We start from the raw sequence: 12603 nt of genomic DNA on the forward strand, positions 1-12603 counted from the left end.
TGAGATAAGAATCACAGACGCGCCAGGTCGTTATACAGCGCCAGCATCATCAAAGTCAGCAGCAGCGCCATCCCCAGCTTGAGCCCCATCACCTGGGTTCGTTCGGATACCGGCCGCCCTCGCACCGCCTCGACCAGATAATAAAGCAGGTGACCACCGTCCAGCATCGGGATCGGCAACAGGTTCAACACCCCGAGACTGATACTGAGATAGGCGAGAAAGTTGAGGAAAGTCTCCAGACCGGACTCCGCCGAAGCCCCCGCCACTTTAGCAATGGTGATGGGGCCACTCAAGTTTTTTACCGAGATCAGCCCCTGGATCATTTTGCCAATGGATTCAAGGGTCAGGGTGATCATCTGGTAGCTCTTCGCGGTGGCAGCAACCAGCGCATCCAGCGGACCGTACTGGATCGACCGACGCATGGAGTCAGGCCAGCTAACCGGCTCCACGCCAGCCCCGATGTAGCCGTATTCCGCGCCGCTCTCATCCCGCTGCCGCGCCGGCGTAACCGCCAGCTCGATCACACCGGCACTGCCACGCTCAATCTCAAGCAACAGCGATTCTGCAGGGCTGGCCTGAACCCGCGCAACCAGATCCATCCAGGACGACAACGGTTCGCCATCCACGGCAAGCACCCGATCACCCACTTGAAGCCCGGCCTGAGCGGCGGCACCATCCTCGACCAGACGCCCGATCACGGCCGGAATCTCGGGACGGTAAGGGGTCACACCCAAGCTCAACAGCGGGCCTTTCTCCTCGTCGATCTGCCAGCGCTGCAGGGGCAGGCGGTGCTCCTCAGCCAACCCGCCGTCCAGTGGCCGGGTTCGCAGCAGCAGCTCACCAGTATCCCCAATCCGCGCTGCCAGGCGCAGGCTCACCTCCTCCCAGGTACGGGTCGCGTAGCCATCGACGGTAACAATCTCTTCGCCGGGATTGAGGCGCGCGTCCGCCGCAGGAGAAGGGGCCTGGACCGTACCGATAACCGGAGCAACGGTATGGATACCCGACATGAACATCAGCCAATAGGCGAACACCGCAAAGACCAGATTGACAATCGGTCCGGCAGCCACGATAGCTACGCGTTGCGGCAGCGGCTTGCGGTTGAAGGCTTGCTCGAGCTGGTCAGCGGGAACATCGCCCTCGCGCTCATCGAGCATTTTGACGTAACCGCCGAGCGGGATGCTGGCGATCACATATTCGGTACCCTGACGGTCATACCAGCGGAACAGGCCCTTGCCGAAGCCTATGGAAAAACGCAGCACCCGCACGCCACAGCGCCGGGCAACCCAGAAGTGGCCGTACTCGTGGATAGTCACCAGAATGCCGAGCGTGACGATAGCAGCAACAATTGTTTGCAACAGGTCCATCAGGGGTCCTCAAAGCGTCGCAAGTAATGACCCCAGACCGGACACCGTAGTTCCCAGCGCATACACCGGGGCTGCGGCGGTCAGACTATCGATCCGATCCAGTACGCCGCCGTGGCCCGGCAATAGCGCGCTGCTATCCTTGATACCCCGATGACGCTTGAACATGCTCTCCAACAGGTCTCCCAGCACCGACGCCAGCGCCGTCACCAGACCGACCAGCAGGAGTGCCAACAGCGATGTCACTGGCAACTGCCACCACAGTCCCGCAATCAGCGTGATCAACAAGCTGGTAACCAATCCGCCGTAAAGCCCCGCACGGGTTTTCCCCGGACTGACATGAGGCGCGAGCTTGGCACCACCCCAGCGTCGCCCGGCAAAGTAAGCACCGATATCGGCACCCCAGACCAGTAAAAACAGCAGCACCAGCAGCTGATTGCTGGCGCTCATGCCTTTGAGCACCACCAACGCAACGCCAGCCGGCAGCAACACCAGCAGACCGATAACCGCCCGCTGGGGCACTCCTTGCCACTGACCGCCACTGGCGGGGAAACGACACACCCAGAACAGCGCCCACATCCAGAACAGCGCGGCAACAGCCAGCACCGGGCCCGGTGGCAGGCTTAGTACGGCCCACAGCAGCGCCGCCACCACCAGCGCGTAGATCACCCGTTGCGGCGACTGGCGCAGATCACCGAGATTCGCCCACTCCCACCCGGCAATCGCGATCACGGCGACCACGAACCATTGAAATTGGCTGAAAGGTAGAAAAAAAACTCCGCCGATCGCCAGCGGCGCGAGCACCGCTGCGGTCAGCACACGCTGTTTAAGCATCCGACTCCTCGGCTTCGACCTGTTCACTGGTCTTGCCGAAACGGCGCTGCCGGCAGCAAAAATCATCGAAGGCCGCTTCGAGCGCCGCGCGGTCGAAGTCAGGCCAGAACAGGGGAGTAAAATAGAGTTCCGCATAGGCCAACTGCCACAGCAGAAAATTGCTGATGCGACGATCGCCGCCCGTACGAATACACAGATCCACCGCCGGTTGCCCTGCCAGCTCCAGCTGCGAGGCCAACTGATCACTATCGATCCGCGCTGGATCCAGCTCACCCGCGGCCACCTGCAGCGCCAGCTTTTGCGCTGCCTGCGCCAGATCCCACTGACCGCCGTAGTTGGCGGCGATATTCAGCGTCATGCCGCTATTGCCCGCAGTCAACGCCTCGGCATCAGCTATTTTGGCCTGCAAACTTTCGCTAAAGCGGCCACGATCACCTATCACCTTGAGACGGATATTGTGTTGGTGAAGCTTCTTGACCTCGCGCTTCAGCGCCAGCATGAACAGCTCCATCAAACCACGCACCTCACGCTCGGGGCGCAGCCAGTTCTCGCTACTGAAGGCGAACAGAGTCAGCGATTCCACCCCGTGGCGCGCGCAGCCGTCGACCACCGCACGCACCGCATCGACGCCGGCTTTGTGCCCGGCGAGACTGGGCAAGCGACGCTCCTTGGCCCAACGATTGTTGCCGTCCATGATGATGGCAACGTGGCGCGGCACCTTGGCGTAGGTTTTATCGTGCGACATACAGCGGCAGGGTTTGATCCGCGGCGCGGATCAAACCTCCATCAGGTCGGCTTCTTTACGCTGCAGATGCTCATCCACCTCACCGATGTATTTATCGGTGATTTTCTGGATCGCATCCTGACCACGACGTTCGTCATCCTCGGTGATCTCCTTCTCCTTCAGAAGGTCCTTGATATCACCGTTGGCATCGCGGCGAATATTGCGGATCGCCACACGGGCGTTTTCCGCTTCAGCGCGCGCCTGACGCACGTAACCTTTGCGGGTCTCTTCGGTCAGCGCTGGCATCGGCACACGAATGTTAGTACCCGCAGTACTCGGATTGAGACCAAGATCGGATTTCATGATCGCTTTTTCGATCTCCGGCACCATCTGCTTTTCCCAGGGAATGATCGACAGGGTACGCGCGTCTTCGACGTTAATATTCGCCACCTGACTGATCGGCACGTCCGAGCCGTAGTAGGACACCTTGACGGAATCCAGAATGCTGGGGTGGGCCCGACCGGTGCGGATCTTTTTGAAGTTATCCATCAACGCCTGGACACTCTTGCCCATACGCTCTTCAGCATCTTGCTTGATTTCGTCAATCACGACTTATTCCTCTCTGGGCGCACCGCTATCGATCAGCGTGCCTTCCTCGCCACCACGCACCACGGTAACCAGGGCGCCTGGCTTGTTCATATTAAAAACCCGCACCGGCATGGCGTGATCGCGGGTCAGACACATCGCGGTCAAGTCCATAACGCCCAACTGGCGCTCCAGCACTTCGTCATAGCTGAGACGATCATACTTGGTCGCACTGGGATCCTTGACCGGATCGGCGGAGTAAACACCATCCACCTTGGTCGCCTTCAACACCACGTCCGCCTCGACCTCGATGCCACGCAGGCAGGCCGCCGAATCGGTTGTAAAGAAGGGGTTGCCGGTACCGGCAGAAAAAATAACCACGTCCCCCTGACTGAGGTAACGCATGGCATGACGACGGTCGTAGTTGTCTACTACCCCCACCATGGAAATAGCTGACATTACACGGGTATTGATGTTGGAGCGCTCCAGCGCGTCGCGCATGGCCAGCGCATTCATCACGGTGGCCAGCATCCCCATATGGTCCCCGGTGACCCGGTCCATACCGGCCTTGCTCAGCGCCTCACCACGGAACAGGTTACCGCCACCGATAACCAGCCCCACCTGCACGCCGATGCCGACCAACTGGCCGATCTCCAGCGCCATGCGGTCCAGCACCTTGGGATCGATACCGAAGTTCTCGTCTCCCATCAGGGCTTCGCCACTGAGTTTCAACAAAATTCGCTTGTAACGGGCTTTGCTTTTATCGCTCACGGGCAGGATTCCAAAAAAATGCAGGGAGGCAGTTTAACACCCGTTGAAAGGGCATGCACGGACCGCGGAGCGGCCCGTGCGAGCAACCAAATCAGTTGCCTTTGGCGGCCTGGGCCACCTCAGTGGCGAAGTCAACCTTCTCCACTTCGATACCTTCACCCACTTCGAAGCGGATGAAAGCGGTTACGTCGGCACCGGCGTCTTTAGCCAGCTTGCCCACGGTTACTTCGGGGTTCTTGACGAACGCCTGCTCGACCAGAGAGTTCTCGGCCAGGAACTTCTTCAGACGGCCACCGACCATCTTCTCGGCGATCTCAGCCGGCTTGCCCGCCATATCAGGCTGAGCCAGGATGATCTCTTTCTCTTTAACCAGCACCTCTTCCGGCATATCTTCGCCCTTAACCACGCGCGGGTTAACGGCTGCTACGTGCATGGCGATATCCTTAGCCAGCTCGCCTTCGCCACCGGTCAGCGCCACCAGCACAGCAATCTTGTTATTGCTGTGAACGTAGGCACCAACAACCGGACCTTCCAGCAGCTCGATACGACGAACACCGATGTTTTCACCGATCTTCTGCACCAGCGCTTCACGCGTGCTTTCCAGCTCACCGGCCATCAACGCAGCAACGTCGGTCTGCTTACCGGCAAATGCCGCATCAGCGATGGTATCAACGAAGGCCAGGAAACCGGCGTCACGGGCAACAAAGTCGGTCTCGGAGTTTACTTCAACCAGCACACCGTAGCTGTTGTCATCGGCAACACGCACCGCGACGACGCCGTCAGCGGCAGTACGGCCCGCCTTCTTGGCGGCCTTCATGCCACTGGACTTGCGCAGGTTCTCAATCGCCAGCTCAATATCACCACCGGCTTCAGCCAGGGCTTTCTTGCACTCCAGCATACCCAGACTGGTACGCTCGCGAAGCTCTTTAACCATAGAAGCAGAGATAGCTGCCATGATGGTTCCTCTTGAATCTTGGGGGTTCACATTCAAATTTAAAAAAGGGGAGCCCAGCTCCCCCTTTTCGAAGCATCAAGCCCGCGCTTATTCAGCCGCTGCTTCCTGCTCCTCAACCTCAACAAACTCACCAGCAGTAGTACTGGAGCCTTCCAGGCACGCATCCGCAACAGCTTTAACGTAGATCTGGATAGCACGCAGCGCGTCATCGTTGCCGGGGATGATGTAGTCGATACCATCAGGGTTGCTGTTGGTGTCAACCACGCCGATAACCGGGATACCCAGCTTGTTCGCTTCGTTTATCGCAATACGCTCGTGATCAACGTCAACAACGAACAGCGCATCGGGCAGACCGCCCATCTCCTTGATACCACCGATAGAACGCTCCAGCTTCTCCATTTCACGGGTCAGCATCAGCACTTCTTTCTTGGTCAGGATGTCGAAGGTACCATCGCTGGACTGCTGCTCAAGCTCACGCAGACGCTTGATAGAGGCGCGAATGGTCTTGTAGTTGGTCAACATGCCGCCCAACCAACGATGGTTGACGTAAGGCATACCGGCGCGCTGCGCTTCCTGCTTGATCACCTTGCCGGCAGCACGCTTGGTGCCAACGAACAGGATCTTGTTCTTGTTGGACGCCAGACGCTGAACCACTTCCAGCGCATTGTTCAGCGCAGGAACGGTGTGCTCCAGGTTGATGATATGGATCTTGTTGCGAGCGCCGAAAATGTACTTGCCCATTTTCGGGTTCCAGTAACGGGTCTGGTGACCGAAGTGAGCACCGGCTTTCAGCAGCTCACGCATAGAAACTTTAGACATGCTAATTCCTGATTTTTAACGGGTTATGCCTCCATACACCCCATTCCACAACCCCGGAGGGCACCCAGCAGAATGTGACGGTGCATGTGCGACGTTAACAGCTCTGTTTAGCTGCCGATTTCCGGACACGGAATTCGGCAGCGCGACTTTATACCACAAAGCCGGTGCGATATAAAGTGACAGTAGCGCAGTTAAAACCGCTGCGGATGCGTGTACAATGGCCCCCTGCCCGCATTCGATGCTAACCACCCCGGTCGTTAGACCGCGCCAACATAACGCTGGACTGCTGAACCCGAATGACCATCACGTATAAAAACGCTGAAGCGATTGAAAAGATGCGCGTCGCCGGCCAACTGGCCGCTGAGGTGCTGGAAATGATCGAACCCCACGTCCAACCCGGGGTGACCACCAACGAACTGAATACGCTCTGCCACGACTATATCGTCGAGGTGCAGCAGGCGATTCCTGCGCCGCTTGATTATCACGGCTTTCCCAAATCGATCTGCACCTCAGTCAACCAGGTGGTCTGTCACGGCATCCCCAACGACAAACCGCTCAAGCAGGGCGATATCATCAATATCGATATCACCGTGATCAAAGACGGCTATCACGGCGATACCAGCAAGATGTTTTACGTCGGCAAGGTAGCCCCGCACGCCAAGCGCTTGGTCGAGGTCGCTCAGGAGTGCCTGTACCTCGGTATCAAGATGGTCAGGCCCGGCATTCGTCTGGGTGACATCGGTCACGCCATCCAGAAGCACGCCGAAGGCAACTATTACAGCGTGGTGCGCGAGTACTGCGGCCACGGTATTGGCGAGGCGTTCCATGAAGAGCCCCAGGTACTGCACTACGGCAAACCGGGCACCGGGGTCGAACTCAAGCCCGGCATGACCTTTACCATTGAGCCGATGATCAACGCGGGCAAGCGCCACACCAAGCTATCCAAAAAGGATGGCTGGACCGTCGAAACCGTTGACCGACGCAACTCGGCTCAGTGGGAACACACCCTGCTGGTTACCGAAACCGGCTACGAAGTCCTCACCCTGCGTCCTGAAGAGCAGGGCAAGCTTTAACGGAGATCCCCATGACCGACCTGCTCGCCGACTTTGCCGCCGACCCCAGCCTGTTCGACGCCGAAGCCTTCGATCAGACCACCGTCGATAGCCGCGGCTTTTTGAGCCTGTTTAAAAAGGCATTGGCAGAAGGTCAGGAAACCCTCAACCGGCGCTTCCGCGAAGGAGCCGACATCCGCACCCTGATCTACGGCCGCGCCTGGATGCTCGACCAGCTGATGAAGCGCGCCTGGGCCCAGTTCGACTGGCCCTCGGGCGATCAGGTCAGTCTGGTCGCGGTCGGCGGCTACGGCCGCGCCGAACTGCATCCGCACTCTGACATCGATCTGATGATCCTGCTGCGCGACGGCGATCCAGAGCAATACCGGGAAAGCATCGAGGGCTTTATCACCCTGCTGTGGGATATCAACCTCGACGTCGGCAGCAGCGTGCGCAATATCGAGCAGTGCTTTGAGGAGGCGCGTAAGGATATCACCGTCGCCACCAACCTGATCGAGTCACGGACGCTGGTGGGCAACGACGAGCTGCGCCAGCAGATGTTCGAGCGGGTCACCGATGAAAGCGCCTGGTCGAGCAAGGAGTTTTACAAAGCCAAGGTGGAGGAACAGCGGGGCCGCCACAAGCGCACCAACGATACCGAATACAACCTGGAGCCCAACATCAAGGACTCCCCCGGCGGCCTGCGTGACATTCAAACCGTTGGCTGGGTAGCCAAACGCCACTTTGGCGCCACCTACGTGCGCGACCTGGTCGACCACGGTTTTTTGACCGAAAGCGAGCTGGACGCGCTGGACAAGGGCGAGCGTTATCTCTGGAGCGTTCGCTACGCCCTGCACATGCTCACCGATCGCTGCGAGAACCGCCTGCTGTTTGACCACCAGCGCACGCTGGCCAAGTTCTTTGGCTATGAAGACACCGAAGGCAAGCGCGCGGTGGAGCAGTTCATGAGCAAGTACTACCGCATTGCCATGGCGCTGGCAGAGTTCAACGACATGCTGCTGCAGCATTTTGAAGAAGCGATTCTGGCCGACGAGCACAACAACGAAACCCGCCCGCTCAACAACCGCTTCCAGATCCGCGACGAGCATATCGAGGTGGTGGACGACGAGGTATTCGAGAAGTCGCCGTTCGCGATGATGGAGATGTTCGTGCTGCTGGCCCAGAACCCCGAGCTCAAAGGGGTGCGCGCCTCCACCATGAAGCTGCTGCGCGAACACCGTCACCTGATCGACGAGGAGTTCCGTCACGACATTCGCAACACCAGCCTGTTCATGGAGCTACTGCGCTCGCCGGAAGGGGTGACCACCGAACTGAGGCGCATGAACCGCTACGGCATTCTGGGACGTTATCTGCCGGAGTTCGGCAAGATCGTTGGCCAGATGCAGCACGACCTGTTCCATATCTACACCGTCGATGCGCACACCCTCAAAGTGATCACCAACATGCGCCGCTTCCGCCATAGCGACCAGCAGGACCAGTTCCCGATCGCTAACCGCATCGTGCGCCAGGTACCCAAGGTCGCCCTGCTCTACGTCGCCGGTCTGTACCACGACATCGCCAAGGGGCGCGGCGGTGATCACTCGGAGCTGGGCGCGGTGGACGCCATCGCCTTCTGCGAACGCCACCACCTCGGCAAGTGGGATACCCATCTGGTGGCCTGGCTGGTGGAAAACCACCTGCTGATGTCGATGACCGCCCAGCGCAAGGATATTTCCGACCCGGAAGTGATCCACGACTTTGCCATGCGGGTGCGCGATTCGATCCACCTCGACTACCTCTACGCCCTCACCGTGGCCGACATCTGCGCCACCAACAACACCCTGTGGAACAACTGGCGCGCCACCCTGATGCGTCAACTTTACAACGAGACCAAGCGGGTACTGCGGCGCGGACTGGAAAACCCGATCAACAAGGAAGACCGGATCGAGCAGGTACAAAAAGAGGCCCTCGACACCCTCAAGCACCAGGGCATCAGCGACTACAGCGCCGAATGTTTGTGGGCCACCCTGCACGAAGACTACTTTCTGCGTAACGAAGCCGCAGACGTTGCCTGGCACACCGAAGCGATCATCAGCCACCATGACCGCAGCCAGCCACTGGTATTGGTCAAGGGCACCAGCGCCCGCATCTACGAAGGCGCCACCCAGATCTTCATTTTCATGAAGGATCACGAGGGTCTGTTTGCCGCCACCGCCGCCACCCTGGATCAGTTGAACCTCAGCATCCAGGACGCGAGGATCATGACCAACGACGACGGTTACAGCTACAACACCTTCATCGTGCTGGACGAAAACAACCAGTCCATCGATCACGACCCGGATATGATCGCGTTGATCAAGGAGCGGCTGGTGGAGGAGCTCGACGATCCCGCCGACTACAAGGCGATCGTGCAACGCCGGGTCCCGCGCCAGCTGAAACTGTTCGCCATGCGCACCCAGGTGATTCTTTCCACCGATCCCGAGCGCCATGTCACCACCATGGAGGTGACCACCTCCGACCGGCCGGGCCTGCTGGCGCGGATCGGTCAGGTATTCCTCGAGTGCGGCGTACACCTGCTCAAAGCCAAAATCGTCAACGTTGGCGAGCGGGTGGAGGACGTATTCTTTATCACCGATCGAGCGGGCGAACCGATTACCGATCCGGATCTGGCCAAATACCTGCAAGACCGCATCATCGAAGAGCTGGACCGACAGCTTGAGACCGCCTGAGGCGCAACAGATGCGATTTGTCACCCGCTACCATGCTCTTTATAATCCGCCGCGTCCGGCCACAGCGGACGCCGCCAACTACACCCACGGAAGCGCATGAACCCAGATCTTGAACTGTTACAGCCCTATCCTTTTGAGCGTCTCAACCGCCTCAAGGCCGGTGCCACGCCACCCGCCCGGCTGGATCACATTGCGCTGTCGATCGGGGAGCCCCGCCACCCGGCACCCGCGTTCGTGAAACAGACTCTGGTCGATTCACTCGACGGTTTGTCCGGCTACCCCAGCACCAAGGGCCTGCCGGAGCTGCGCGCGGCCATGGCAGCCTGGGCCGAGCGCCGCTTCAAGCTGGGAGCCGGCGGGCTCGACCCGGAAACCCAGATCCTGCCCTGTAACGGCACCCGTGAAGCCCTGTTCGCTATCACCCAAACGCTGATCGAGCGCCAGCCGGACGGCACCCGACCGCTGGTGGTCAGCCCCAACCCCTTCTACCAGATCTACGAAGGAGCCGCGTATCTTGCCGGCGCTGAGCCCCATTTTCTCAGCTGCAGCGCCGCCAACGGGTTTCTACCGGACTTTGACGCGGTACCTGCGGCGGTATGGCAGCGCTGCCAGCTGCTGTTTATCTGCTCCCCCGGCAATCCCACCGGTGCGGTCATACCCAGCGCACGGCTACAGCAGCTGATCAGACTTGCCGACCAGTACGACTTTGTCATCGCCGCCGACGAATGCTATTCCGAGATCTATTTCGATGAAACCCGTCCGCCGGCAGGGCTGCTGCAGGCCTGTGCCGAAATGGGTCGCCATGACTTCCGCCGCTGCCTGGTGTTCCACAGCTTGTCGAAGCGCTCCAACCTGCCCGGACTGCGCTCCGGCTTCGTCGCTGGGGACGCCGGGATCATGCAGCGTTTTCTGCTCTACCGGACCTATCACGGCTGCGCCATGCCGCTGCAGACCCAGCACGCCAGCATCGCGGCCTGGAACGACGAAGTCCACGTGCGCGCCAACCGCGACCTCTACCGGACCAAGTTCGATGCAGTGCTGGAGATTCTCGACGGCGCTCTGGAGGTCGAACGACCCGATGCGGGGTTCTATCTCTGGGCCCAAACCCCTGGCGACGAACAACAGTTCGCCCGCGAGCTGTTCGCCCAACAACACATTACCGTGCTGCCCGGATCATACCTGTCCCGCGATACCGATGACGGCAACCCCGGAGCCGGGCGTGTCCGCATGGCGTTGGTAGCCGAACCGCAACAATGTGTTGAAGCGGCGCAGCGTATCCGTCAGTTTATCCACCAGCACAAAGGCTCTGTATGATCACTCTGTACGGCATCCCCAACTGCGACACCATCAAGAAAGCCCGTAAGTGGCTTGACGCTGAAGGTGTCAGCTATCGGTTTCATGACTATCGCAAAGAGGGTCTCAACGCCGATCAACTGAACGCCTGGTGCGACGAGCTGGGGTGGGAAAACCTGCTCAACCGCCGCGGCACCACATGGCGCCAACTGCCCGAGGCCGAGCGTGAGCAGATCAACCGCGAGCGGGCGGTGGCGCTGATGCTGGCCCATCCGGCAATGATCAAACGGCCGCTGCTCGACCTTGGCAGCGCACGCAAGCTGGGCTTCAAAGAAGCCGATTACCAATCCTATTTTGTTTAACACCAGAGCGGAGAGAACCATGAGCGGCAACCATTTCTGTCTCGGCCTCGGAGTCGGCACCAAATCCTCCAGCGGCGACTGGCTGGAAGTGTTCTACGCCAAGCCCCTGTTCGAGCCCTGCAACACCCTGATCGGTGCACTTAAAACCAACCTGGGCTACGAAGGCGGCAACTGCGCCATCGAACTCGACAGCACCGCGTTGCAGCAGGTTGCCACGGCCTTCACCCAGGTGAATGCCACCGAGCAACTGAAGATTGCCGAAACCCTCAAGGGCAGTCAGCAACCGCTGGTCTTGTGCATCCTGCAGGACGACGACCAGCCGGCATCAACTCCCGAGGTCTACCTCAAGCTGCAGATGCTGTCACAGCGGATGGTTAAACCGCACGGCATCAACCTGACCGGAATGTTCGGCCTGCTGCCCAACGTTGCCTGGACCAATCAGGGCGCAGTGGCGCTGGAAGACCTGCCCCAGCGCCAACTGGAAGCCCGCGCCCGCGGCGAACTGCTCGACGTGCAGTCGGTGGACAAGTTCCCCAAGATGACCAATTACACGGTCCCGGCCGGCATCCGTATCGGCGACGCCAGCCGCGTTCGTCTGGGCGCTTATCTGGGAGAGGGCACCACCATCATGCACGAAGGCTTCGTTAACTTTAACGCCGGCACCCTCGGCACCAGCATGGTCGAAGGGCGGATCTCCGCTGGTGTAGTGGTGGGTGAAGGTTCCGATCTCGGTGGTGGCTGCTCCACCATGGGCACCCTCTCCGGCGGCAACAACGTGGTGATCAACGTCGGCGAAGGCTGCCTGATTGGCGCCAACGCAGGCCTCGGTATCCCCCTGGGAGACCGCTGCACCATCGAAGCCGGCCTGTACGTGACCGGTGGCTCCAAAGTCGTGGTGCTCGACGACCAGGGCAACGAGGTGGAAGTGGTCAAAGCGGGAGAGCTGGCCGGTAAAACCGACCTGCTGTTCCGCCGCAATTCGCAGAATGGTCGAATTGAAGTCAAAACCAACAAGTCGGCGATTGAGCTGAACGCCGAGCTTCACGCCCACAACTGAGGCCACGCCAGAACCGGGCGGCGTTAGCCGCCCGGTTCTGCGGCAACGGCTAAAAACT

At 59.7% G+C, this 12603-nt stretch carries 12 protein-coding genes; 5 read left to right on the top strand and 7 right to left on the bottom strand.

The annotated features are described in order from the left end of the window. Positions 1-11: 11 nt before the first annotated feature. The 7 genes from rseP to rpsB all read right to left on the bottom strand — a co-directional run bounded on the left by rseP (position 12) and on the right by rpsB (position 6052). A complete protein-coding gene (rseP, locus tag JJQ76_RS11690) occupies positions 12-1367 on the bottom strand; it encodes a sigma E protease regulator RseP (RefSeq protein WP_210397015.1) in 1356 nt (451 codons plus the stop codon). A gap of 9 nt (positions 1368-1376) precedes the next feature. Then, positions 1377-2198 carry a phosphatidate cytidylyltransferase gene (locus JJQ76_RS11695; protein WP_210397016.1) on the bottom strand — a complete coding sequence of 274 codons (822 nt, stop codon included), beginning with the start codon at positions 2196-2198 and terminating at the stop codon, positions 1377-1379. Further along, entirely contained in the window at positions 2191-2943 is a 753-nt protein-coding gene (gene uppS / locus JJQ76_RS11700; RefSeq protein ID WP_210397017.1) for a polyprenyl diphosphate synthase, read from the bottom strand. Before uppS ends, JJQ76_RS11695 begins: the two co-directional genes overlap by 8 nt. Before the next feature lie 30 nt (positions 2944-2973). Beyond that, a complete protein-coding gene (gene frr, locus JJQ76_RS11705) occupies positions 2974-3531 on the bottom strand; it encodes a ribosome recycling factor (protein ID WP_210397018.1) in 558 nt (185 codons plus the stop codon). A 3-nt stretch (positions 3532-3534) separates the two neighbouring features. Then, positions 3535-4278 (bottom strand): UMP kinase, encoded by a 744-nt coding sequence (gene pyrH, locus JJQ76_RS11710; RefSeq protein WP_425515233.1) that lies wholly within the window; start codon positions 4276-4278, stop codon positions 3535-3537. 91 nt (positions 4279-4369) lie between these two features. Then, positions 4370-5233: a translation elongation factor Ts gene (gene tsf, locus JJQ76_RS11715; protein ID WP_210397019.1), complete on the bottom strand. Its 864-nt coding sequence runs from the start codon at positions 5231-5233 to the stop codon at positions 4370-4372. An 87-nt stretch (positions 5234-5320) separates the two neighbouring features. Next, on the bottom strand, positions 5321-6052 hold the full coding sequence (gene rpsB / locus JJQ76_RS11720; protein WP_210397020.1) for a 30S ribosomal protein S2: 732 nt from the start codon (positions 6050-6052) through the stop codon (positions 5321-5323). A gap of 296 nt (positions 6053-6348) precedes the next feature. Between rpsB and map the strand changes: the two genes are divergently transcribed. From map to dapD, 5 genes are all read left to right on the top strand, one after another. After that, positions 6349-7125 (top strand): type I methionyl aminopeptidase, encoded by a 777-nt coding sequence (gene map, locus JJQ76_RS11725; protein WP_210397021.1) that lies wholly within the window; start codon positions 6349-6351, stop codon positions 7123-7125. 11 nt (positions 7126-7136) lie between these two features. Continuing rightward, a complete protein-coding gene (locus JJQ76_RS11730) occupies positions 7137-9833 on the top strand; it encodes a [protein-PII] uridylyltransferase (RefSeq protein WP_210397022.1) in 2697 nt (898 codons plus the stop codon). A gap of 96 nt (positions 9834-9929) precedes the next feature. Next, positions 9930-11147: a succinyldiaminopimelate transaminase gene (gene dapC / locus JJQ76_RS11735; protein WP_210397023.1), complete on the top strand. Its 1218-nt coding sequence runs from the start codon at positions 9930-9932 to the stop codon at positions 11145-11147. Then, entirely contained in the window at positions 11144-11488 is a 345-nt protein-coding gene (locus tag JJQ76_RS11740) for an ArsC family reductase (protein WP_210397024.1), read from the top strand. The genes dapC and JJQ76_RS11740 overlap by 4 nt, the downstream gene beginning before the upstream one ends. Before the next feature lie 19 nt (positions 11489-11507). Further along, positions 11508-12545 (top strand): 2,3,4,5-tetrahydropyridine-2,6-dicarboxylate N-succinyltransferase, encoded by a 1038-nt coding sequence (gene dapD / locus JJQ76_RS11745; RefSeq protein WP_210397025.1) that lies wholly within the window; start codon positions 11508-11510, stop codon positions 12543-12545. Positions 12546-12603 lie beyond the last annotated feature (58 nt).

The sequence above is a fragment of the Motiliproteus sediminis genome (assembly GCF_017912535.1).
Lineage (GTDB): Bacteria > Pseudomonadota > Gammaproteobacteria > Pseudomonadales > Balneatricaceae > Motiliproteus > Motiliproteus sediminis.